At 63.4% G+C, this 22,006-nt stretch carries 19 protein-coding genes and 7 pseudogenes; 16 read left to right on the top strand and 10 right to left on the bottom strand.

Features of this window, described 5'->3' with window-relative positions:
• Position 1 precedes the first annotated feature (1 nt).
• Both ACFQH2_RS10115 and ligA read right to left on the bottom strand, forming a co-directional pair.
• Positions 2-748: an MBL fold metallo-hydrolase gene (locus ACFQH2_RS10115; protein WP_377053261.1), complete on the bottom strand. Its 747-nt coding sequence runs from the start codon at positions 746-748 to the stop codon at positions 2-4.
• A gap of 58 nt (positions 749-806) precedes the next feature.
• Positions 807-2,483, bottom strand: coding sequence for an ATP-dependent DNA ligase LigA (gene ligA, locus ACFQH2_RS10120; protein ID WP_377053263.1), 1,677 nt, complete (start codon positions 2,481-2,483; stop codon positions 807-809).
• 87 nt (positions 2,484-2,570) lie between these two features.
• Between ligA and ACFQH2_RS10125 the strand changes: the two are divergent.
• Positions 2,571-4,138, top strand: a pseudogene (locus ACFQH2_RS10125) (hypothetical protein).
• A gap of 124 nt (positions 4,139-4,262) precedes the next feature.
• Here the strand turns inward: ACFQH2_RS10125 and ACFQH2_RS10130 are convergent.
• Positions 4,263-4,463 (bottom strand): hypothetical protein, encoded by a 201-nt coding sequence (locus tag ACFQH2_RS10130; protein WP_377053267.1) that lies wholly within the window; start codon positions 4,461-4,463, stop codon positions 4,263-4,265.
• A 239-nt stretch (positions 4,464-4,702) separates the two neighbouring features.
• On the opposite strand from ACFQH2_RS10130, the gene ACFQH2_RS10135 reads away from it, so the two are divergent.
• The 4 genes and pseudogenes from ACFQH2_RS10135 to ACFQH2_RS10150 all read left to right on the top strand — a co-directional run bounded on the left by ACFQH2_RS10135 (position 4,703) and on the right by ACFQH2_RS10150 (position 8,744).
• On the top strand, positions 4,703-5,374 hold the full coding sequence (locus ACFQH2_RS10135; protein WP_377053269.1) for a potassium channel family protein: 672 nt from the start codon (positions 4,703-4,705) through the stop codon (positions 5,372-5,374).
• Positions 5,371-6,917: pseudogene (locus tag ACFQH2_RS10140) on the top strand (TrkH family potassium uptake protein). The gene ACFQH2_RS10135 and the pseudogene ACFQH2_RS10140 overlap by 4 nt, the downstream one beginning before the upstream one ends.
• A gap of 87 nt (positions 6,918-7,004) precedes the next feature.
• Positions 7,005-7,996: pseudogene (cofD, locus tag ACFQH2_RS10145) on the top strand (2-phospho-L-lactate transferase).
• A gap of 4 nt (positions 7,997-8,000) precedes the next feature.
• Positions 8,001-8,744: a tRNA-dihydrouridine synthase gene (locus ACFQH2_RS10150; protein WP_377053275.1), complete on the top strand. Its 744-nt coding sequence runs from the start codon at positions 8,001-8,003 to the stop codon at positions 8,742-8,744.
• A 33-nt stretch (positions 8,745-8,777) separates the two neighbouring features.
• On the opposite strand, the gene ACFQH2_RS10155 is transcribed toward ACFQH2_RS10150, so the two are convergent.
• The gene (locus ACFQH2_RS10155) at positions 8,778-9,245 is read right to left on the bottom strand and encodes a hypothetical protein (protein WP_377076696.1); all 468 of its coding nucleotides are present in this window, start codon (positions 9,243-9,245) and stop codon (positions 8,778-8,780) included.
• A gap of 49 nt (positions 9,246-9,294) precedes the next feature.
• Here ACFQH2_RS10155 and ACFQH2_RS10160 point away from each other — a divergent pair.
• The 3 genes and pseudogenes from ACFQH2_RS10160 (at position 9,295) to ACFQH2_RS10170 (ending at position 11,017) form a co-directional block, all read left to right on the top strand.
• Positions 9,295-10,136 (top strand): annotated as a pseudogene (locus ACFQH2_RS10160) (triphosphoribosyl-dephospho-CoA synthase).
• 40 nt (positions 10,137-10,176) lie between these two features.
• Positions 10,177-10,766, top strand: a pseudogene (locus ACFQH2_RS10165) (DUF447 domain-containing protein).
• A gap of 62 nt (positions 10,767-10,828) precedes the next feature.
• Positions 10,829-11,017 (top strand): 30S ribosomal protein S17e, encoded by a 189-nt coding sequence (locus ACFQH2_RS10170; protein ID WP_377053283.1) that lies wholly within the window; start codon positions 10,829-10,831, stop codon positions 11,015-11,017.
• 78 nt (positions 11,018-11,095) lie between these two features.
• On the opposite strand, the gene ACFQH2_RS10175 is transcribed toward ACFQH2_RS10170, so the two are convergent.
• Positions 11,096-13,405, bottom strand: coding sequence for a nitric-oxide reductase large subunit (locus tag ACFQH2_RS10175; protein WP_377053285.1), 2,310 nt, complete (start codon positions 13,403-13,405; stop codon positions 11,096-11,098).
• Between the two features lie 147 nt (positions 13,406-13,552).
• Between ACFQH2_RS10175 and asd the strand changes: the two genes are divergently transcribed.
• The gene (gene asd, locus ACFQH2_RS10180; RefSeq protein ID WP_377053287.1) at positions 13,553-14,587 is read left to right on the top strand and encodes an aspartate-semialdehyde dehydrogenase; all 1,035 of its coding nucleotides are present in this window, start codon (positions 13,553-13,555) and stop codon (positions 14,585-14,587) included.
• 88 nt (positions 14,588-14,675) lie between these two features.
• A complete protein-coding gene (locus tag ACFQH2_RS10185; RefSeq protein WP_377053289.1) occupies positions 14,676-15,143 on the top strand; it encodes a histidine kinase in 468 nt (155 codons plus the stop codon).
• Between the two features lie 35 nt (positions 15,144-15,178).
• On the opposite strand, the gene ACFQH2_RS10190 is transcribed toward ACFQH2_RS10185, so the two are convergent.
• Positions 15,179-15,436, bottom strand: a complete 258-nt coding sequence (locus ACFQH2_RS10190) for a hypothetical protein (protein WP_377053291.1) — start codon at positions 15,434-15,436, stop codon at positions 15,179-15,181.
• Positions 15,420-16,106 carry an RNA ligase partner protein gene (locus ACFQH2_RS10195; protein ID WP_377053293.1) on the bottom strand — a complete coding sequence of 229 codons (687 nt, stop codon included), beginning with the start codon at positions 16,104-16,106 and terminating at the stop codon, positions 15,420-15,422. The genes ACFQH2_RS10190 and ACFQH2_RS10195 overlap by 17 nt, the downstream gene beginning before the upstream one ends.
• 110 nt (positions 16,107-16,216) lie before the next feature.
• Here ACFQH2_RS10195 and ACFQH2_RS10200 point away from each other — a divergent pair.
• From ACFQH2_RS10200 to ACFQH2_RS10225, 6 genes and pseudogenes are all read left to right on the top strand, one after another.
• Positions 16,217-17,344, top strand: a pseudogene (locus ACFQH2_RS10200) (RNA ligase).
• Positions 17,345-17,392: 48 nt separating this feature from the next.
• Entirely contained in the window at positions 17,393-17,749 is a 357-nt protein-coding gene (locus ACFQH2_RS10205) for a hypothetical protein (RefSeq protein WP_377076697.1), read from the top strand.
• Entirely contained in the window at positions 17,746-18,657 is a 912-nt protein-coding gene (locus ACFQH2_RS10210; protein WP_377076698.1) for a hypothetical protein, read from the top strand. Before ACFQH2_RS10205 ends, ACFQH2_RS10210 begins: the two co-directional genes overlap by 4 nt.
• Before the next feature lie 82 nt (positions 18,658-18,739).
• Positions 18,740-19,360, top strand: a complete 621-nt coding sequence (locus ACFQH2_RS10215; RefSeq protein WP_377076699.1) for an FAD-dependent oxidoreductase — start codon at positions 18,740-18,742, stop codon at positions 19,358-19,360.
• Entirely contained in the window at positions 19,293-19,538 is a 246-nt protein-coding gene (locus ACFQH2_RS10220) for an NAD-binding protein (RefSeq protein ID WP_377076985.1), read from the top strand. Before ACFQH2_RS10215 ends, ACFQH2_RS10220 begins: the two co-directional genes overlap by 68 nt.
• Positions 19,538-20,143: an FAD-dependent oxidoreductase gene (locus ACFQH2_RS10225; protein ID WP_377076986.1), complete on the top strand. Its 606-nt coding sequence runs from the start codon at positions 19,538-19,540 to the stop codon at positions 20,141-20,143. Before ACFQH2_RS10220 ends, ACFQH2_RS10225 begins: the two co-directional genes overlap by 1 nt.
• A 9-nt stretch (positions 20,144-20,152) precedes the next feature.
• On the opposite strand, the pseudogene ACFQH2_RS10230 reads toward ACFQH2_RS10225, so the two are convergent.
• The 3 genes and pseudogenes from ACFQH2_RS10230 to ACFQH2_RS10240 form a co-directional block, all read right to left on the bottom strand.
• Positions 20,153-21,122: pseudogene (locus ACFQH2_RS10230) on the bottom strand (D-2-hydroxyacid dehydrogenase).
• A gap of 75 nt (positions 21,123-21,197) precedes the next feature.
• The gene (locus tag ACFQH2_RS10235; protein ID WP_377076700.1) at positions 21,198-21,341 is read right to left on the bottom strand and encodes a hypothetical protein; all 144 of its coding nucleotides are present in this window, start codon (positions 21,339-21,341) and stop codon (positions 21,198-21,200) included.
• Positions 21,341-22,006 (bottom strand): enoyl-CoA hydratase/isomerase family protein, encoded by a 666-nt coding sequence (locus ACFQH2_RS10240; RefSeq protein ID WP_377076701.1) that lies wholly within the window; start codon positions 22,004-22,006, stop codon positions 21,341-21,343. The genes ACFQH2_RS10235 and ACFQH2_RS10240 overlap by 1 nt, the downstream gene beginning before the upstream one ends.

Here is a 22,006-nt window from a genome sequence, read left to right on the forward strand (position 1 = left end):
TTTACGATTCGTCCAGCGCGACGGGCAGGCCCCGCTTTGCCAGATCGACCACAAACGCGTCCGAGTCCGCCTCCAGCGCCCCGAAGGTGTTGTAGTGGATCGGTAGCGTGAGGTCCGGGTCGAGTTCCTCGGCGAGATCAGCCGCGCTGTGGCGGTCCATCGTGAAACTCTGGCTGATAGAGGGCAAGAAGACGTCGACATCTAGCTGCTCGTGGCCCTCCAGCACGTCCGAGTCCCCCGGCCAGAAGACGGTCGTATCGCCGAACGTGAGGTGATAGCCCACGCCGAACCCCTCGGGATGGATCGGCTCGCCGCTCGCGTCGACGTTCGGGCCGTCCGGCCTGTTGTACGCCGGTACTGTCCTGACGATCACGTCGCCGAGTAACTCGTCCGTGTGTTCGTCGACGCGCAAGACGTCGTAGGGCAGATCCTGCAAGCGCTCGACGTCGCGGCCGATTCCCGGTGCGTACACTGCATCGTAGGCGACGACCGTCGCGTCTTCGTCCGCCACGCGGCGAATCCCGTCGGAGTTGTAGTGGTGGTCGTGGGTGATACAGACGAGGTCGCCGTCCTGCGCATCGTACTCTCGGGCCGGCGGGTGGCCGACGTCCCGCCCCTCGGGCGTCCATTCGCCGGTCAGGACGCCGTAGCGGCCGGGATCGAGGTAGACGACCGTATCGTCGTGTTCGATCCGAACGGTCGCGTAGCCGAGCCAGTCGATAGTGAGGTCGCCGTAGGTAACAGTCATAGTTGGACGCTAGTCGACTGGATCGTTAAGCGTTCGGCTTCCGGCGTTCGGTCAGGGCTCAGTCTGCAAGCCGTTCGACCCGTTCTAGACTATCCGCGTCGTGGACGTCGATATCGTCTCTGACGCCGACGAACCGGGGGAAACGGAGCGCGTAGCCCGAGGAGTACGTCGGCGAGGACTGGATCTCCTCGTAGCCGACCTCGAAGACCACTTCGGGGTCGATATCGACGCTCTGGCCGTCCTCGCCGCGCATGTGCGGTTCGAGCAGGTCCGTCAGTTCCGCGAGTTCCTCGTCGGTGATACCCGTGGCGACTTTTCCCAGCGTCTCGTAGCCGCCTGCGGTCCGGGCCGATAGCAGGAACGTGCCGAGGAAGGTGGCCCGTCGCCCCTCGCCCCACTCCGCGCCGGTAACGACGAGGTCGAGCGTCTCGACGTCCGGTTTGCGTTTGAGCCAGTGCTTGCCGCGACGGCCCGGCGAGTACGTCGAGTCCGGATCTTTGAGCATGATCCCCTCGTGACCGGCCGCCAGCGCCTCGCTATCGATTGATTCGATCTCGTCGGGATCGTCGGTAATTTCGAGCGTGGAGCGCTCCGGGCCGTCGCCGAGCAGGTCGGCAACCCGGTCGTGACGCCGGGAGAGCGGTTCTTCGAGCAGGTCCTCCCCGCCCGCGTGCAGACAGTCGAAGAAGGACGGCCGGACCGTCACGTCCTCGCGTGCGGCCTCGATATCGTGCTTGCGCCGGAACCGCCGGAGCACCTGCTGGAACGGGAGCGGGTCGCCGTCCGCGTCGATGGCAACCACCTCCCCGTCGAGGATGACCGGTTCGGCGAGACGGTCCTCCGCGAACTCGACGACCTCCGGAAGCGCGGCGGTGACGTCCTCCATGTTCCGCGAGAAGACGCGGGTCGTCGTATCACGCTTGCCCTCGATTCCGTTGGGGTCGTAATGCAACTGGACGCGCGCGCCATCGTACTTCCACTCCACGGCGGCTTCCTCCCACTCCTCCAGCGCGTCGGTGACTGACCCGGCCTGTGCGAGCATCGCCTGTACGGGGCGGCCCAGTTCCAGCGTGATCTCTTCGAGTCCCTCGCCCCCCTCGTCGCAAGCGACCTCTGCGACCAGACCGTAATCGTTCGAGACCTGCAGGGCGCGCTGGACGTCCTCGACGGGCACGTCGAACGTCGACGCGATGGCGTCCCTGACAGCCCCTTCGCCGACGCCGATCCGCATCTCCGAGAGGACGATCCGGGCGAGATAGCGCGCCTCGATCGGCTCACAGCGGTTCAGGAGGCCAAAGAGGAGATCTATCTTCGTGTCCTGACTCCCGTCGCCGGAGACTGCTGCGAGCGTCTCCAGTTCGTCGGCTACCTCGCCGACCGTCAGGGCATCCTCGTCGCCGCCCGCACCGAACGACGCGAGGCCGCGCTGGCCGCCGAACTCGTAGCTTGTCGCGACGGCACCGATCTCACCGACATCGGCTAGCGTCGACTCGACGTCGTCCGCGCCGACGTTTCGTCCGGCGGCTCTGGCGATTGCCTCGTAGAGGTAGTTCGGACCGATGTCGAGCGTCGTCGAGTCCCACGCCGGGAAGACGCGACCCTGCACGAACCGGGCGATCAGCGGGAGGTCGTCGTTGCCGGCCGCGAGCAGGTCGGTCACCAGCGAGACGATTTCGAGATCCGCTGGCTCCTCCTCGATCCGTTCGGCGTGGTCGGCGAACTCCCTGAACTCCATCGCCAGCCGGTACGCCCGTCGGTGTTAAAAACGATCCGAAGGTGACGCAGCCGCGGGTTTCAATACCGTCGGCGTCACAGAGAGGGTATGCCGGAGGCCCAACTCGCGGCGCAGGTGGCAGACCTGCTGTCGGTCGACGCCGAGGAGTTCCAGGCGGCTGTCGAGACAGACACGGAGGTCATCAAGGAAGAGCTTAGAGCAGGAACGTTCGACAACTCACAGGCCATCGTCGGCTTCGAGTACGAGTTCTACGCTGTTGCCCGCCCGGACAGCGACCCGTGGGCAGGTGTCGACGATGCCGTCGGAACCCTTCGACGGGTCCCACGACGACTGCTCTCGCTGGTCGGCTTCGAGAAGGAACTGGGCCTCCATAACGCCGAGATGACGACGAGCCCACAGCCACTCAACGCCCACGGCCTCGCCGCCGAGGAGGCAGAAATCTGTGCGCGACTCTCCGCCGCGCTCGACTGCACCCGACCCGAGGGGATCGAACTCGTCAGCGACGGCATCTGGACGATACCGCCGGAGGGCGAGACGGCCCAGAACTATCTCACCGACAGCGTCGAGGACAGCGAGATTCGGATCGCAACGAACATGAGCAACACCGCCCGGTATCACGCGATGGCCAACGCGGACGGCACCACCGAGGCCGGAATGTGTATCGAGGCACCCCACGTCTCCCTATCGGCGGACACGGTGATGCCCGAAAGCCTCATCACGTCGATCCAGCCACACTACCAGGTGCCACAGGCCATCGACCTCCCCGAGTACTTCCGCTATGCGATCCGGATCGCCGGGCCGCTCCTCGCGCTGGGGGTCAACTCCCCGTTTTTCCCCCGGACCTCTACGACGAGGACGCTACCGCGGCGGACATCCTCGACGACGGCTGGATGGAACACCGGATCGCTATCTTCGAGTCCGCGCTCAATCCGCCCGGATCGGAGCGGAGTGAGGGGAAAGTCAGCTTCCCACGCGATGTCGACTCCGTCTCGCAGGCCGTCGAACGGATCGCTACGGACGAGACCATCGTCCCGATGCCAGTCGAGACGGGCAACCGCTTCGACGACGAGTTCGCTCACTTCCGGCGCAAACACGGCACCTACTGGCGCTGGGTCCGCCCGGTCCTCGGCGGCCCGACGCGCTCGGAAGCGAACGCCCGAATCGAATTTCGCCCCATCGCCGCACAGCCGACGGTCAGGGACTCCGTCGCGTTTCTCGCCGTCTTCGCGGGGCTGTTGGAGAGCCTCCCACAGGTCGAACACCCCGTCGCCGATCTGGAGTGGGAGGCCGCCCGGGACAACTTCTACGCGGCGATGCGGAACGGCCTCGACGCCGAGTTGCAGTGGATCACCAACAGCGGCGAGCACACAACCGACACGTCGGCGCTGTACGGCGACCTCCTCGCACACGCCGCGGAGGGGCTTCGCGGCCGAGGCCTCACCGACGAAGATATCGAGACCTACCTCTGGCCGCTCAGACAGCGCGTCCGTCACGGGATCACGCCTGCCGAATGGAAGCGCCGCGAGGTGCAGAACCGACTGGAGGACGGCGACGACTTCGAGAGTGCGGTGTACGGGATGCAGCGCCGGTACGTAGAACGCCAGCGCGAGTCGTTGCTAGATGGTAGTTTCACCGACTGGGTCGACGATCGGTAGTCGACCGGACATTGGGTCGACGATCGGTAGTCGACCGGACATTGGGTCGACGATCGGTAGTCGACCGGACATTGGGTCGACGATCGGTAGTCGACCGGACATTGGGTCGACGATCGGTGTCTAATTAACTGTCCGGTGGATCGTACTTCTGGGATTGGCGAATAGCGAGCGCAAACACGACGACGACGGCCAGCGACGCGATGAAGAACTCGATACCGGGAACGATTCCGCTATTGATCCAGATGAAGATATCTTCGATAGTCAGGATCAGAAAGATGGCGACAAGGACCGCCACTCCGTGTTTCCCGATACGAAGGTCTCTCATACGTACTATTTGACGGGACGAACGCTTAAAACTACATAGAGGCGTCCAAGATCCACATTTCGGGCATTAGGAGGCCTCTACCGTCGTAGCTCCGTGTTGATCACACAAAATACAAGACCACTCGAAATCAACCCAGTTCCATGCTATCGATGACGAAACGTCTGTTCCGTCTATTCCCGTACGACCTTTCTGAACGGATCGTTCGAGTTCGTCGTTGCCCCAGGATTCAGTGATCGTTGATGTATATGATCATCGTCGGCGCGGGCGATATCGGTTCGTATCTGGTCGAACGAGCGGTAGAGGACGGCAACGATATCGTCGTCATCGAGCAGGACGAAGAACGGGCGAACGAGGCCGCAGCGACATACGACTGTCTCGTACTGAACGACGACGCGAGAGACCACGAGACGCTCGTGGAGGCGAAAGTCGATCAGGCGGACGCAGTTATCTCGACGACCGATATCGACGCGACAAACATCATGGTGATGTTGCTCGCCCAGGAACACGACGTTCCGAACCTCGTGAGCGTGGTTCACGACCCCGATAACCTCCCCGTCTTCGAGAAGGTCGGCGCGACGCTGATCGAGAACCCACAGCGGCTGATCGCCGATACACTGTATCACTCGGTCCGATATCCGAAGGTCAGCGACTTCATCGAACTGGACTCGACGACCGAACTCGTGGAGCTAACTGTCAGCGAAGATGCACCCATGGCCGGGGTGCGTCTCAACACTGCACTGGAATCCGGCGGACTGCCCGAGGGGGCACTCATCGTTGCACTCGAGCGGGAGGGGAAGATTCGCGCACCGAAAGGGAGCACGAAGATAGAGGCGGGTGATATGGTGACCGTCTTTACCGATGATGCCTCGCTGGACGATGCGGTTTCGGCGTTTACCGGCAGTCCGTCATGAAGCAACGGTATCGGACGATTGGACGTGACCTCGGTCGCATACTGCAGGTCGTCTCGTTAATGATGCTAATCTCGATACTCGTTGCCAGCATCTATCGGGAGTTCTACGCGATTCCTGCGTTCGCGGCCTCCGCAGCCATCGTCGGTGGCCTGGGGACCGCCCTCGTTCGTCAGTGGGAGACGGCTCCGGACGCCGGGAAACTCGAAGCGATGATTACGGCCGCCTCCGCATGGGGGCCGTCGGGATACTGGGTGCCCTTCCGTTCCTGTTCATCGCGTGGACCATCGCAGTAGATCCCTATCCGGCCTGGGCGAACACGCCGCCGACGAACGAGACTGTCGCCGTCTTTCGACGGCCGGTCAACGGTATCTTCGAGAGCATCAGCGGCTTTACTAGCACTGGGCTGACGATGGCCGCAATCGAAGAGCAGTTACCACGATCACTGCAGTGGTGGCGCTCGTTCACCGAGTGGATCGGCGGTGTCGGCGTCATCGTCCTGACGGTCGCCATTCTCGCTCGTCCCGGCAGTGGGTCGCTGACGCTGTACGAGAGCGAAGCACGGTCGGAGAAGATCCACCCCAGCATCGTCTCGACAGTAACGGAGATCTGGAAGATCTACGTCGGCATCACGCTCGCAGCAATCGTGCTCTTTCTCGCGGCGGGGATGCCGCTCTGGGGCGCGATCAACCACGCGATGACCGCGATTGCCACCGGCGGGTTCTCGATTCACGCGAACTCAATCGGCCATTACGGCGAGCCGTTGATCGAGTACGCAGTCGTCCCCGTGATGATCGCGGGGAGCATCGCGTTCCCGGCCCACTACATGATCCTCAAAGGCGACCTGCGTAACGTCTACAGGGACATTCAGACCCGCTGGGTGTTCATCTGGTTCACCGTCGGAACGGTCGTTCTGACCGCCCTGCTCTGGGCAAACGGACAGTACGAAACGTTCGAGGAGACGTTCCGGATCGGACTGTTCCAGTTCGTCTCTGCGACGTCGAACGCCGGGTTCGGAACGACGACCATCGGTAACGGGACCGAACAGGTCTGGACTGCGGGAGCGACGTTTCTGCTCTGTCTCGGGATGCTCACCGGGGCCGCGGCGGGGTCGACTGTCGGCGGTCTCAAACTCATCCGGGTCCTCGTCCTGCTCAAAGGCACTGTCTGGCAGATTCGGGGCGTCTTCACCGCCGACAGCGCAGTACGATACCTGCAGCTAGGAAATCGGAAACTCGACCAGGAGCAGGTCGAGCGAGAGTACACGGAGGCAGCCGTCGTGCTCGTCCTCTGGATCCTCTGTCTTATGGTCGGTGTTGCCCTGATGCTGTTCGTTCTCACACCGGACTATCCGGCCGAATACGTGATCTTCGACGTGATGAGTGCACAGAGTACGGTCGGACTCGATAGCGGGATCACCGGGCCGACGCTCCCCGACATCGCAAAGGTGACCCTGATCTTCAACATGTGGGTCGGCCGACTGGAGATCATCCCCGTCGCCGTCCTGCTGGGGACGGTGTTCCAGAAGCTCGATCTGTACCGATAGCCGTGTGACTGGCCTGGTCGGATCTTTCTCTGGGTGAAAGCGGAGACACTCGTCACTACTATATTCCCGCACTCCCCTACGACTCGTATGGTTACGTTTCTCTCGGGCGGTACCGGCACGCCGAAGCTACTGGACGGTGCCGCAGCCTCGTTTTCTCCCGACGAGACGACGGTCATCGCGAACACGGGCGATGACGTAGAACTCGGCGGACTCCTCGTCTGTCCGGACGTCGACACGCTACTGTTTCAGGGCGGTGGCGTCCTCGACCGCGAGCGCTGGTGGGGGATCAAGGGGGATACGACGCGCAGCCACACCGCGCTTCAGGAACTCGGCGAGGCGATGGGAATCGACGACGAACCGGCATACCTACCCGACGAGAAACAGACGGCAGGTCGGCCGCTGGCGAACTGGCGTCGGTTCTCCGGAGCCGCGGAGTTCATGGAGATCGGTGACCGGGACCGGGCGGTCCATCTCACCCGGACGAGTCTGCTCGATCAGGGCAAGACGCTGTCGGAGGTCACGACGGCGCAGCATCGGGCTTCGACATCAAGGTGGACGTCCTCCCGATGAGCGACGATCCGGTCGCGAGCATGATACATACACCCGACAGGACGATGCATTTCCAGGAGTTCTGGGTCGCCGAGGAGGCCGACCCCGCGGTCGACAGCGTGGAGTTCCGTGGCTCCGCCGATGCCGAGCCAGCACCGGGCGTGCTGGAGGCGCTCGAAGACGACGTGGTCGTCGGCCCCTCGAACCCCGTGACGAGCATTGGGCCGATGCTCTCGGTGCCGGGCATCGGTGACGCGCTCGGGTCGACGAACGTCGTCGTGGTCTCGCCGTTCATCGAGGGGGAGGCGTTCTCCGGGCCAGCCGCAAAGCTCATGCAGGCGGTCGGCGCGGAGCCGGGCAGCGCGGGACTCGAAACCGCGTTCCCGTTCGCCGACGCGTTCGTCGTCGACGAGAGCGACGACACCGAGTTCGAACAGCCGACCGTCGAGACGGACATTACGATGGACGACCGCTCCGACGCCGCACGGGTGACGACGGCGGTCGAGCGCGCGCTGGAGGAGGTCAGATAGCGACGTGTTCGCACCGCGCGTCGCGCTGGCCAGTCTGAGCGGCCGGGCGGATGCCGAGTGGGCCGAGTACGGCGCCGAGTACGCCGGTGCGGCGTTTCTGGGCGGAATCGCCCTCGACGAGAACAGCAGGGAGGCCGCGCGCTCGCTCGTCAACCGCGACCGCGAGGAGTTCCTACCGGACGATCCGCTCGCGTTCGTGGAACGGGAACTACAGGCGCTCGAGGACGTGCCGATCCGGCCGGGGTGGAACGTCCGGACAACCACCCTCGACCCGCTCCAGTCTGCCGCACAGGTCTGTGCGCGTCACGACGCGCTCCTGGAGATCAACGCGCACTGCCGACAGGACGAACTCTGTGCGGTGGGCTGTGGGGAGTCCCTGCTCGCCGATACCGACCGCCTCGCCGAGTACGTCGGTTGCGCGGCGGCGACGGGGGCGACCGTCGGCGTGAAGATGCGAACCGAGGTAGAGGGTGTCAATCTGGTGGGTACGGCCGAAGTCATCGAGGATGCCGGGGCATCGTTCGTCCACGTCGACGCGATGGACTCCGAACCGATGGTCGACGAGATAACGGACGCGACCGAACTGTTCGTAATCGCCAACAACGAGGTCCGTGATCGGGCGTCAGTACAGGAGTACCTCTCCTACGGAGCGGATGCGGTCAGCGTCGGTCGACCGAGCAACGAACCGGCCGTCCTCCGCCGCGTCCGCGAGGCGGCCGACGAGTGGTTCGGGCAATACTCCGTCTAATTGTGATCGTAGGCGACCCCCTCAGCCCAACTTTCAAGCGCCGGTACGGCTACTATAGCACATGGCCCTGGCCGGTTGGTTCGACGACCTCCCTCCCCGGGCGACGGTCGTAGCCATCCTGATCGGACTAGTCGTCGTCATGACGGTCGCGTCGATGGCGCTCGGCGTCGTCTTCGCAGCGATAGCTGTCGGCGCGGAGACTGGCAACGCACTTTTCGGCCTGCTCGCAGGAACCCTCGGGATCGCAGTGATCGTCGGCCCGCTGATCGCGTTCGCCTGGATGCTCACGAGATCCGAGTCGGATGAGGTGGCGGAGGGGAGGAGACAGATATCGTCGACGAACTCAGAGAGCAGTACGTAGCCGGCGAAATCGACGAAGAGACCTTCGAGCGTCGGATCGAAGGCTTTCTCGACGACGACGCCGAACTGGACTTCGATGGCGACACGCGTCAGTCCGATACCGACGCGGCCGCGAGGGAACGCGAACGGTGACCGGATCATCGGCTGTCTCGCCACGTTATAAGTAGCCAAAGCGACCACGTAGACACGTATGCGAACGCCCGCACAGAACGCCGAACTCGCGCTCCTGGTGGAGGTCACTGGTACCCCGAAACCGGGCAACGTCGATCGGAAACACGATCTTCCGGGACTGCGGTTCGAGCACTTTCTCGCCGGTGCAGTCGGTGCACAGAACGGACTCCGCATGGCGCTGGATCCCGAACGGGGGTCGGTACCGCGTTCGAGCGATCGATCGAGGGGATGGCCGACCAGTCCGGCGGTAACACGCAGTTCGGCGCCCTTCTGACTCTCGTACCACTCGTCAGAGCGACTGCCACGGAGGAGTTGACCCGGGACGGTGCGCGGACAGTGGTCGGGGGAACGACCGTCGATGACGCCGCCGAGTTCTACCGCGCGTTCGACCATGTCGAGGTCAGAGCGGGCGATCCACCGGAGGAGATGGACGACCTCGACGTCCGGCGTGGAAGCGAGGCGGTGCCCGCAGTCCGGGAGCGCGGACTGACCCTGGCCGAACTAATGGAAAAGAGCGCGGATCGGGACGGCATCGCACAGGAGTGGACCAACGGCTTCGAGCGGACGTTTCAGGCCGCGGATCTGATCGCCGATGGGGACGGCCCGCTTCCGGACCGCGCCGCAGCGACGTTTCTCTACTTGCTCTCGCGGGAACCGGATCAACACATCGCCAAGAAACACGGGAATGGGACCGCCCGGAGCGTGATGGTGCGGGCACAGGAGGCGCGCGAGGGAGGCCCGGAACTGGTCGAGGCCTTCGCCGAGTCGCTGCTACGGGCCGGGATCAATCCCGGAACGACGGCGGATCTGACGGCTGGCGGACTCTACGTCGCGCTGGAACGGGACAGGATCGAACCGTGAGTCGGGACGCGTCCGGGCGGCGACCGGGAGGTGTGTTCACGTGAGCGAGACCGACACCGCGGAGTGGCCCGTCGACCTCGTCGGCGTGACAGAATCCCTCGTCACGACGCTCGGGCCGAACGATCTGTGGAACGTCGCCGCCCTCGGCGTCCACGCGGGCGATCCGGTCACCGCGACGACGTGGGGGAACACCCGGACGCGGCGCAACTTCCGCCGGAACGGTCGGGGCCACGTGCAGTTCGCCTACGATCCCGAACTGTTCGTCGACGCCGCGCTATCGATCCGCGAACGTCAGGAACCCGTGCTCGACGAGGCCGACGCGTGGGTCGAAGTTTCCGCCGAATCGATTGGCGTCGAGAACGACGAGGGGACGAAAACGGAACAATGGGCACTCAGACCCGTCGATAGCGCGGTCGCCGAGCGCCACCCCAGAACCACGAACCGTGGCTACTACGCCGTCATCGAGGCCACCGTTGCGGCGTCACGCCTCGACGTCGACGCCTACGACACCGCGACGCTGGTCGACCGGCTAACCTACTTCGAGAGCGTCGTCGATGCCTGCGGCGGACCGGGGAGCAGGCCGCTTTCGAACGGCTCTCGGAACTGGTCGACTGGCGAGACGCCCAGTGAGAACGTCCGCTAAGGATGCGGAATCGAACCCTTTTAGGCACCGAGCGGACAACTCTCCTATCATGCCGATCAAACCAGGATACGTCAAGAAGACAGGCCACATACTACTGGAGCGGTACCCCGACGCGTTCTCGGACGACTTCGAGCACAACAAGAAAGGCGTCGACACGCTCACCAACATCGAGTCCAAGGACGTTCGTAACCGCGTCGCGGGATTCATCTCGCGGAAGAAAGCCGGTCAGGTAGCGTAACTCGTTTTCTGCGTTCCTCGTGAATCGAGTTCGGCACCGACAGGTCCGTCCTCGAACCGTGAGTACGGCCGACCCCGCTCAGTCGTCGTCAGCGGGGAGTTCGCCGCTCTGACGGTCGAAGACGCGATCAGAGATGACGTTCCGGGCGCTCTCCTGAGCGGGTTTGCGGTGGAACAACACCTTCTCGGCGACGTCCCAGGCGAAGACGAGCGATCCGAGGATCACGAGCGTGTCGCCGGGCATACGGAGCCAGAACAGCGTCTGGATCAGTTCACCGTTGTAGAACTCCAGGCTCCGCGCCGCCGCGTAGCCGTCGGCGAAGGCGACTTCTAGCTGCAGGAAGCCGATCGGGAGCAACGAGAGGAACAACATCAGCGCGAGACCGATGTTGCACAGCCAGAACGACCAGCGCAGGCGTCGCTCGGACCAGCGCTCGACGCGAGTCGTCACCCGCAGGATGTAGACGGCCATCCCCATCGCGAGGAAGCCGAACGCGCCGAACATCGCACCGTGGGCGTGCGCGACGGTGAGATAGGTTCCGCTCTGGAAGTAGCTAATGATTGGGAGGTTGATGAAAAAGCCCATCACCCCGCCCCCGAAGAAGTTCCAGACGCTCGATGCGATAATGAAGTAAAACGTCATCCTGTAGGGGAAGTCACGCTTCGTACTGCCCATTGCCCGGTACTGGCCGATGGCCTCGTAGAGGATGAACAGCAGCGGGACGAACTCCAGCGTGGAGAAGATAGTCCCGAGTGGGAGCCACACCTCCGGCAGACCGATCCACCAGTAGTGGTGCGAGACGCCGATGATCCCACTGCCCATCACGAATATCGCCTGGAAGATGACCGCCTTCTCGGCCGAGCGCTTCCTGAGGAGGTTCATCGAGACGAGCGTCAGCGAGATGACTACGAGGATGAAGAACTCGAAGACACCTTCGACCCACATGTGGACGACCCACCAGCGCCAGAACTCGGTGGTCACGATGTTCGTCTTCGGCGTGTACATGAACCCCGCGACGAACAGGAGTCCGATCGATCCGCCCGCGTAGACGATCATGTGTGCAAGCCCGTAGCGAGGTTCTCTATCGAGTAAGGGCTTGAACGCACGTGCGACCAGTGCAGTCCATCCCAGGAAGCCGACGAGGAGGCCCGCCTGCCAGACTTTCCCGACCTCCAGGTACTCGAGGCCCTCGGTACCGAGGAGCCACCACAACTGCCCGTCGAAGAAGTTGTGGACGCCGAGCCAGATTCCGGCGAGTCCACCGACGACAACGACGAGCAGGGCGGCAAGCAAGCCTTTCACGTACAGCGCCTGCCGCGGCGGATCACGGCCGGTCATCAGCGGTGCGAGGAACAGGCCGGCCCCGATCCACATCGTCGCGATCCAGAGGATCCCCATATCGATGTGCCAGGCCCGGACGATAGACCACGGTAGCCACTCCAGAATGTCGATCCCGACCAGTTCTCGGAGCGCGAAAAAGCCGTCGCGCTCGATGTAGTAGTGGGCAAGTAAGCCACCTAACAACGTCTGTGCGAGAAATAAGAGCGCGCCGACGAGTATGAACCACGAACTGAGCAGTTGACTCGGCGTGAGATCGATATCTCTGGGATGCGGGATCGACATCCCTGCGGCGTTAGGTTCGGGGATTTCGACCGCCTGGTAGAGCCAGATTCCGGCCCCGGCACCGGTAACGAGCAACACAATCGCGACAACGCTCCAGGTCATCACCGACGCGCTGGCGTCGTTCCCCGCTGCGGGCGAGTACGGCCACTCGTTGGTGAACGAGACGTCCGAACCCGGTCGATCAGTGTGGGAGATCCACGCGGTCCACAGCGCGAAGTCAGCGAACTGCTCGGCCTCTTCAGCCGTCGAAATCTGCTCGCTGGGGATGCCGCGTTCGCGGTCGCCACCGTAGTAGCGCTCCACGTACTCCTCACGGACCTGCTCGTGTGCGTACAGTTCGGCCGCGGAGTACTCGATTCTGGACTCGTACTCGCTGTTGTCCAGTTCCTGGCGAACCTGCTGGTCGACTCCGGCCTGATCACTGGGATCGAGGGCCGAATACTCCGTGCCGTACCGTTCGTCGGCGTAGTACGACCGCATGTGTTCGGCTTTCAACTCCAGCGTCTCCGCCGTGTAATCCGTATCGTAGTAGCTACCGTGTCCGAGGATGGAGCCCTGGTTCATCAGGCCGTTCTCCTGAAAGACGGTCTTTCCGGCCTGGACATCCGCATCGGTCGTAACCGTCTCGCCGTCCGGGCCGACGATAGTGCCCGGTATCTCCGGTTCGTTCTCGTAGGTGAGCCATGCGCCACCACCCATCACGATGAGGTTCACGATGAACACTCCCGCGAGGATGGTCGCGATAGTCGAGCGTTGTAGCTTCATACCCGGCCCTCTTGCCGGACCACCTATCAACCGTTTACCGATTCTCAGCCACCGGTAGGGGGACGAATATGTTCGGCCGATCCGAGTCGTCCCGCTACCGAGACCGTATCCAAACCGTTTTGACTCGTGGAATCTCACCTATACCAAATGTCTGTACGCGTTGGAATTCTTGGAGCGACCGGTGCCGTTGGCCAGCGACTGATCCAACTACTCGACCCCCACCCGGAGTTCGAGATAGCGGCGTTGACCGCCAGCGAATCGAGCGAGGGATCGGCCTACAGTGACGCGGCGAAGTGGCGCGTCAATTCGCCGATTCCGGAGGACGTCGCCGACATCACCGTCGGCGCGACGACGCCGGACGCCGTTCCGGACGACGTCGACCTGATCTTTTCCTCGCTCCCCTCGAGCGTCGGCGAGACAGTCGAACCGGACTTCGCTGAGGCCGGCTACATCGTCTCCTCGAACTCCTCGAACTCACGGCTGGCCGAGGACGTTCCGCTCGTGATTCCGGAGGTCAATCAGGACCACATCGACCTGCTCGAAGTCCAGCGAGACGAGCGTGGGTGGGACGGCGCACTCATCAAGAACCCCAACTGCTCCACCATCACGATGGTGCCGTCGCTCAACGTCCTCGACCAGTTCGGCCTCGACCGCGTCCACGTCGCGACGCTCCAGGCCGTCTCGGGCGCGGGCTACTCGGGCGTCACCTCGATGGAGATTATCGACAACGTCCTCCCGCACATCGGCGGCGAGGAGAACAAGATGGAGACGGAGTCCCGCAAACTGCTCGGCGAGTTCGACGGCGCGGAACTGACCTGGCACGACGTCGACGTCTCGGCATCGTGTAACCGCGTCGCGACGCTCGACGGTCATCTCGAGAACGTCTTCGCCCGACTCGACGATGACGTCGACAGCGCAACGGTCGAGTCGGCGTTCCGCGCGGCCGAGACCATCGACCTCCCCAGCGCACCGGACGAACTCATCAAGGTCTTCGAGGATCCGAACCGGCCCCAGCCACGTCTGGATCGGAACCTCGCGGACGGGCAGGCGCTCGCAACCGGCCCGGTCAAAGAGACCAGCGACGGCATCCAGTACGACTGCCTCGCACACAACACCATCCGTGGGGCCGCCGGCGCGAGCGTGCTGAACGGCGAACTACTGCTGGAGAAAGGCTACCTCTAGAACTCGATTCCGTCTCCCAGTCGGCTGTGTATCCCGAATACATTTCAGGAGAGATACTATACCCTGTCCAACCGATTCTGCTGACATAATGGGAGTCCGATCCTACGAAAACGAGCAGTTCACTTTCACCGCCGACTTCTGGGTCATACTCGTTCTGAGTGGACTCATCGCCGGCGTACTGATGGGCATCGTAATGTATCTCGTCATGGGGATCATGCAGTCCGTCGCAGGGCTGTACACGCTGGAATCCACAGTCGCGGGCTGGGCCGCACATATGGCCCATTCGGTGATTTTCGCGCTGACGTTCGGCGTCGCGTTCGCCTGGCCACCGCTCGATCAGTACCGCACCGAGGTGCTCTCCAGTATGTCGCTAGGGATCATCTGGGGAGTCGTGCTGTGGCTGTTCGCAGCGGGAATCGTGATGCCGGCATGGCTCGGTGCCGTCGGCCCCGCATCGCCACCGATACCGGCAGTCAACCCGATTAGCGGGCTGGGACACATCCTGTACGGTGCGGTCCTCGGGAGCGTCTTCGCGGCGTTGCAGAGCCGATACTGAACCGCTCGTGCGGAGCCAGCTATCCGTCTGGCCGGTCAGGTCTCTATATTGTCTTCCAGTTGATCCCGCAACTGCTGTGCAAGCCGCTCGTCGGCCTTCGTGGGGACCTGCTCTTCCAGTTCGTCGGCGACCGCCTCCTCGTCGTCTTGCAGGATCCGCTCGTACACCGTCATGTTCTCCCAGATGCGGAGGAAGTAGCCGAGGATCAACTCGCCCTGAAACGCGGCGATGCGGGCATCCAGACCGACGAACAGGAGATAGCCGAAGCCGAGACGCTCATGTATCGGTCTCATCGATGCCGGTCGCACGCAGATACTCCTCCAGCAACGTCGGGAACTGCCCGCCGCGGACGTACCGGAGACCGAACTCGTCCGCCCAGGAGATGATTCCTCGGTCCTCGGTGACGACGCCCGCCTCTAGCTCTCTCGCCAGGATCAGCAGGTCGAAGTCCTCCCGCGAGTCGAGGACCCCCTTTCTGAGCGCGCGGCGGTATCTGTCGCGCATGTTCGAGAGGATGCGGTCGGCCTCGGTCATGTACTCGTTCCGGCCGTCGCTCGTGTCGGTCGCGAGTTCCTCCGGATCGAGTTGTTCTACCTCCCGGAACGCTTTCTCGGAAACGCGAAGGCCACGGTTGACCCGGTCGCTCATCTCGTCGATGAAGTTGTACACGATGTCCGCTGGGATAGAGACGCCGTAGCGGTCCGGGCTCTTCCGAACGACCCAGGTATCGAGTCGCGAGAACACTTCGTCGCTGACGTCGCGTTCGTGCAGCATTGTCGCGAGTTCGTCGTGCACTGAGGGTGGCATGTAACAGGAGATATTGAGTTCGAGGCGGGCCGTCGCGACGTACTCGAGTAAGCGCAGGACGGCTTCCTCGAGGGACTCGTCGTCCGCCCGGATCTCTTCGGTGATGAACAGCGAGGTGTCGAGCACGAACCGCTGGCGTGGGATTTCTCCCGGCATATGCCCTATTTCTCGGGCGAGCAACAAAATGGTCCTCCCCGCTGGGGCCAAATCGTAGCCCCCAGAGATCACCCCCGGTGTTTTTGCTCGGCTATCGACTCAATCGAACTATGGACCGACGGGAGTACTTCGACCGGCTGGATACCGCCGCGGAGGAGCCCGCTGAGCTGTTCGAACACTTCTGAACAGTACTCTACTGCCGATAGGACCTACCATGCGCTTCCCGATGCGCGCCACGGCCTCGAGCGCGGGACAGTCCTCGTCCCCGCGGCCGACGCCATCGTCCGTGGCTATCCGAGTATCCCCCGCATCCTCGTCCTGGACCCCGGCGTCACCGACTTTTTCGACGACGAACCAACCATCGCCGTCGAGGAGAAACTCAACGGCTTCAACGTCCGAATCGCCGACGTCGGTGAGGTCGTCGCGTTCACCCGGGGGGATACGTCTGCCCGTACACCACGCCACGGGTGCGAACACTCCTCGATACCGAGGCGTTCTTCGCCGACCACCCCGAGAAGATGCTCTGTGCCGAACTGATCGGCCCGGAGTCACCGTACACACCCCACGACTACGATGCGATCGAGTCACACGCGGTACGCGTGTTCGGCATCCGTGATCGCGAGTCAGGGACGCCGTTGCCCGTGGCCGAACGGCGAGCACTCTGTGACTCGTACGGCTTCGACCAGCCGCGTCTCTTTGCCCGCGGCGAGCCATCCGAACTGGTCGGCCCGATCCGCGATGCGGTCGCGGAACTCGATGCGGCGGGACGAGAGGGAGTACTGATGAAGTCCGCAGATGGCGAATCGATGGTCAAGTACACGACCGAGTTCCAGCATCATCACGAACTCGCTCACGCGTTTTCACTCCCCTTCGAGTATGGACGGGATTTCGTCTTCTCCCGGGTCATTCGCGACGCGTTTCAGGCCGCCGAGTTCGACGAGACCGACGAGCGCCTGCGAGAGCGGGCACACGACCTCGGCGAGTCGATCCTGTTGCCGATGGTCGAGACGATCCGAGAGATCGAGGCCGGAAAGACCGTCGGTGAACGCCACACGGTGCGGGGCGCGCCAGAGCACGTCGCGGCCCTGCTCGAGCATCTCCGCGACCACTCGCTCACCCTCGAAATCGAAGCGGATCGGCGCGAAGACGGCGACCGGGTCGTCGAGTTCGTCAAGGTGGCGGAATCCACGCGGGATCGCACGCAGCATTATCTGGAGGGCGGCACTCGTGACGAGTGACAGGAGAGGCACACACTGAAGCCATTTCCGGCCATACTGTCCGTATCGATGGACGATGATTCACCGGTGCCGGAACGGCTCTCGCGAACGCGAAAACGGTACGACTCGGACGTGGATCGGCGTAGCTTTCTTCGGCGCTCGACGGCGACGGGTGCTGCTGCCGCGACCGTAGCCAGCGCTGGCTGTGCGGGGCTAACCGACGATACCGACGACCCAGTAGACGAGGACCCACGCACTGTGTTCGTGTTCAACACCGGCGATTCGACGGTCAGCCTGATCGACGTCTCGACCGATCAGGTGTTCGATACGGTACACATCGGCGCGACGTCGTCCTATCCCGCCAACCAGTACGCGACGGTCGAGCGCGACGACGAGACGCTCTGGATCAACGTCGAAGGGGAGTGAGAGCGTTCAGGCCGGACTCGCTCGACAGCGTCACCCGGGTAGACACCGGCGCGGAGGCCAACTGGCAGGAACTCACGCCGGACGGATCCTCGCTGATCGTCAGTGCACGCGAACCGACGCACGCGCAGTACCGGATCGACGCGGACTCCAATTCGGAGACGTTCGGCGAGGTGACCGGCGAGATAGACCGTGGCGACGCCGGCCCCTGTGACGTGACGATGGGACCCGACGGGGCATACGCGTACGTGCCTGATCTCCGGGCGGACACGCTCACGGTGCTGGATCTCGACGGCTTCGAAATCGCGGCCCAGGTGCCGGTCGATCCGGTGCTCGATGGCGTCGACGACGTCAACTCCTACATGGGGACCGCCGCCTGGTCGGGCGAGTGGCTCGCAGTCGAGAACGCGGAAGGCGATCACGGCACCGAGAGCATCTGGGACATCAGCTATCCGACGGCACCGGAAGAACGGTATCGGTTCACCGAGGCGGACGACCTCGGTGCGGGCGCGCTGACGAGTGAGATCGGTCCCGACTCGGAGACGCTGTACGTGTTCACCCGGAACTCGAACGACGTGACCGTGATCGACGTCCCCGAACTGACGGTTATCGACCGGATCGACCTCGGCGGGAGTGCGCTCGTTGGCTCCTGGGATCCGGACCGTGAAAAACTGTATATCCCGGTGCAGGATAGCGACGAGGTTGCCGTGCTCGATCACGCTACGGGCGAGATTACGGCCCGAATCGACGTCGGTGCAGCACCAGTCGGCGCGACGGCCAGACGGGTCCGGCCGGAAGTGGATACCGGTGCACGGCTCCGCGCCTCGCTCTCACAACTGGGCTTTGGCTTCGACGACGACGATACGACGTTCTGTTACGGCGACTGTTACTGCGGATCGAGTTGCGAATAGCCCCCAACAGCCAGTTGTAGCTGACGTATCCGATCCAGAACAGTGAAGACCAAGACGAAAGAGGGCGAACGTTCACTCGTCTATGGGAGTGACCAACACGGAAGCGGACCTCGTCGTCGTCGGAGCGGGTCCGGGCGGCTATACCGCAGCAATACGCGGCGCACAGAAGGGGCTCGACGTGGTGCTGGTCGAAAAAGAGCGGGTCGGCGGTGTCTGTCTGAATCACGGCTGTATTCCCGCGAAGGCCCTGATCCACGCGGCCGGTTTCCAGCGGGATATCGCCCACTGGAACGATATCGGGATCAATACGGGCGTTGTGGACGTCGACTTTCAGGCGATACAGGAGTGGAAAAACGACGTCATCGAACAACTCGACGACGGGATTTTACAGCAGTTAGACTATCACGACGTGGAGTACGTAAACGGGACGGCGAGTTTTCTCGATTCGAGTACGATGAGAGTCGAGCACGGGGACGATGCGAGAGACATCGCGTTCGACACGGCGGTACTCGCGACCGGATCCCAACCGATCGAGATCCCGGGTCTGGAGTTCGATCAGGATGGCGTGATCTCCTCAGGAAGTGTTACAGGTCGACGAAGTACCGGACGAACTCGTCGTCGTCGGTGGCGGGTATATCGGGATGGAGGCAGTAACGAAGTTCTCCAAGTTCGGATCGCTGATCAAAGTCGTCGAGGCACGTGACCGCGTCCTCACGATGTTCGAGGAGGAAATCGTGAACTCCATCCAGGAGACCAGCGAGATGTACCGCGATCATATCTACACGTCGACGATGGCGAAAGGCGTCGAGTACGAGAACGGGAGACCCGTTCTGGTCGCCGAGCGGGAGGAGAGGAACTCAGGCTGGGCGGTGACTACATAATCGTCGCGGCAGGGCGAGAGGCAAAAACCGCGTACCGTGCACTGAATCTGGGGAACACGGCGATAGAGCGGGACGACCGCGGCTACATCAAGACCGATCGCCGGATGCAAACGACGGATGAGAACGTCTTCTGTGTCGGGGACGCCGCTGGAAACCCGCACCTGGCGCACGTCGCATACAGACAGGGGAAAGTGGCCGCAGAAGTCGCGGCGGGCGGTGACGACTCGTTCGATGGCAGGTATATCCCTGCTGTGATGTACACCGACCCGGAAGTCGCTATCGTCGGCCTCAGTGAAACGGACGCCGCCGAACAGTACGACGGGATCAAGGTGGGGAGAGTCCCGTTTAGCGCTTCGGGACGGGCGCTCACGACAAACAAGAGTTCGGGGTACGTGAAAGTGATCGCAGACGCCAACGAGAAGCTACTGGGTGTGCGGATAGTCGGAGCACGAGCATCGGACTCTATCGCCGAGGCAACGCTCGCGCTAGAGATGGATGCGCATCTGGACGATATCGCGACTACGATTCACGCCCATCCGACGTTCCCCGAGGCAGTCGCCGAGGCCGCGGAAGCCGCGAAGGGCGAATCGATCCACTCGCACTGATAGTTCGATTCAGGGTTCGACCTGATTGCGAAGTCCTCGTACTCGCCGGTCTCGTCGATCCGGCCGACGTTCTCGGCGACGATGTCGGCGAGGCGTTCGTAGTACTCGGGCGTGTGACCGGCGTTGTGCGGCGTGATCTGGACGTTACCGAGGTTCCAGAGCGGGTGTTCTTCGGGCAATGGCTCGGGATCCGTGACGTCGAGGGCCGCGCCGCGGATGGTGTTGCTCCGGAGCGCCGCGACCAGCGCGTCGGTGTCGACGACTTTGCCGCGGGCGACGTTGACAACGACGGCGTGCGGCGGCAGCGTCATCAGTTCCTCGCGGCCGATCAGCCCCTCGGTCTCGTCCGTGAGCGGGCAGGCAAGCACGACGTACTCCGAGCGGGCGAGCGCGTCGTCGAACGCCGCGCCGCCGAAGCCGACTACCTCGTCGGTCGGGCCGCCCTTCTCGGGCGTGTACCGGACGCCGATGGTTTCGACGCCGAACGCGTCGAGGCGTTCGGCCGCGGCCTGGCCGATGGGGCCGAGACCGACGACCGTTACCGTACTGCCCTGTAGTTCGCGTGTCTGGTAGTGACGCCACTCGCTGCGCTGTTGTTGCTGGAACCCCTTGTGGAACCGCCGCGTGAACGTCAGCACGTTGCCGAGGATATGTTCGCCCATGTTCGGCCCGTGGACGCCGGAGGCGTTGGTTACGGTGACGCCCTTCTCGCGGAGTTTTTCGAGGGGAGGTGGCCGACGCCGGCGTACGCGCAGGCGAACACCTTCATTTCGGAGGCGATGTCGACTAGTTCCTCGTCGAGGACCATTCCCGCGACGAACTCGGCGTCCTCGATCAGTTCGCGTTCCCCGCCCGGCGTCCGGGCAAGCGTGATCTCGTGGTCCGGGAGTCGGTCACGGAGCGCGTTTGCGTACTCTTCGGTCGGGACACCGTGCGTGTCCTTTCGCAGGACGAGCACGTCAGTCGATGAATCGGACATACCCTGGCTGATGGGATACAGGGGTTTATTTTTGGCTAACCTGCGTCCGGAGAGCGCCCCCGTTGCATCCGCCGGTCAATGCCCCTCGAACTCGGGATCTTCCTCTTTGAAGAAGGCCTCGTGTCCGCTCGCGTAGTCGTCGGTACCGGCGAGGCGGGCAATGGTGTTCGCCTCCGCTTCGAGGTGATCGTCGAGCGAGCGGGTGTGGCTGTTCGTCATCAGGCGCTTGGACGCGCCGAAGGCTCGGGTCGGTCCGGAGGCGAGTTCCTCGGCGAGTTCGGCGACGCGCTCGTCGAACGAGCTGCCGGAACGACTTCGGTCGCCAGCCCCATCTCGACGGCCACCTCGGCGTCGATGGGTTCGTCGAGCAGGGCTATCTCGCGGGCACGCCGGTGGCCGACGAGGTCCGGCAGGAAGTGGGTGATGCCGCCGTCCCCGGAAAGCCCGAGTCGCGGGTAGGCGAACTCGAAACGGGCCTCCTCGCTCACGACGACCAGATCCGCGGCCATCGCGAGGCCGAAGCCGGCACCCGCCGCGACGCCGTTGACGCCCGCGATAGCGGGCTTGGGCGCTGTGGCGATGTGCTGGACGGCAGTGTGGAGTCGGGAGGCGAGGTCGCGAAGCCGGCGACCGTCGGACTCGTCGCCCTCCAGGTTCGCGAGGTCCGCGCCGGTGTTGAACCACTCGTCGGCCCCGGTGAGGACGGTACAGCGAACGTCATCGTCGGTCTCCATCAACTCGATGGAGGCGTCACGGATCTCTCCTGCCATCATCTCGTTCATCGCGTTGTACGCGTCGGCTCGATCCATCCGCAGATAGCCAACCGCTCCGTCCCGTTCCACGCTCACGTGTTCGTACTCCGCGGTGAACTCGTCGGTTGCCAT

Source organism: Natronoarchaeum sp. GCM10025703, from assembly GCF_042661985.1.
Taxonomy (GTDB): Archaea; Halobacteriota; Halobacteria; order Halobacteriales; family Natronoarchaeaceae; genus Natranaeroarchaeum.

What these genes read in the sequence shown, in the direction of transcription:
- ACFQH2_RS10115 (WP_377053261.1), bottom strand. Translation starts at nt 748, where the DNA reads ATGACTGTTACCTACGGCGACCTCACTATCGACTGGCTCGGCTACGCG.
- ligA (WP_377053263.1), bottom strand. Translation starts at nt 2,483, where the DNA reads ATGGAGTTCAGGGAGTTCGCCGACCACGCCGAACGGATCGAGGAGGAG.
- ACFQH2_RS10130 (WP_377053267.1), bottom strand. Translation starts at nt 4,463, where the DNA reads ATGAGAGACCTTCGTATCGGGAAACACGGAGTGGCGGTCCTTGTCGCC.
- ACFQH2_RS10135 (WP_377053269.1), top strand. Translation starts at nt 4,703, where the DNA reads ATGTATATGATCATCGTCGGCGCGGGCGATATCGGTTCGTATCTGGTC.
- ACFQH2_RS10155 (WP_377076696.1), bottom strand. Translation starts at nt 9,245, where the DNA reads ATGATCCGGTCACCGTTCGCGTTCCCTCGCGGCCGCGTCGGTATCGGA.
- ACFQH2_RS10170 (WP_377053283.1), top strand. Translation starts at nt 10,829, where the DNA reads ATGCCGATCAAACCAGGATACGTCAAGAAGACAGGCCACATACTACTG.
- ACFQH2_RS10175 (WP_377053285.1), bottom strand. Translation starts at nt 13,405, where the DNA reads ATGAAGCTACAACGCTCGACTATCGCGACCATCCTCGCGGGAGTGTTC.
- asd (WP_377053287.1), top strand. Translation starts at nt 13,553, where the DNA reads ATGTCTGTACGCGTTGGAATTCTTGGAGCGACCGGTGCCGTTGGCCAG.
- ACFQH2_RS10185 (WP_377053289.1), top strand. Translation starts at nt 14,676, where the DNA reads ATGGGAGTCCGATCCTACGAAAACGAGCAGTTCACTTTCACCGCCGAC.
- ACFQH2_RS10190 (WP_377053291.1), bottom strand. Translation starts at nt 15,436, where the DNA reads ATGAGACCGATACATGAGCGTCTCGGCTTCGGCTATCTCCTGTTCGTC.
- ACFQH2_RS10195 (WP_377053293.1), bottom strand. Translation starts at nt 16,106, where the DNA reads ATGCCGGGAGAAATCCCACGCCAGCGGTTCGTGCTCGACACCTCGCTG.
- ACFQH2_RS10205 (WP_377076697.1), top strand. Translation starts at nt 17,393, where the DNA reads ATGGACGATGATTCACCGGTGCCGGAACGGCTCTCGCGAACGCGAAAA.
- ACFQH2_RS10215 (WP_377076699.1), top strand. Translation starts at nt 18,740, where the DNA reads ATGGGAGTGACCAACACGGAAGCGGACCTCGTCGTCGTCGGAGCGGGT.
- ACFQH2_RS10235 (WP_377076700.1), bottom strand. Translation starts at nt 21,341, where the DNA reads ATGACGAACAGCCACACCCGCTCGCTCGACGATCACCTCGAAGCGGAG.
- ACFQH2_RS10240 (WP_377076701.1), bottom strand. Translation starts at nt 22,006, where the DNA reads ATGGCAACCGACGAGTTCACCGCGGAGTACGAACACGTGAGCGTGGAA.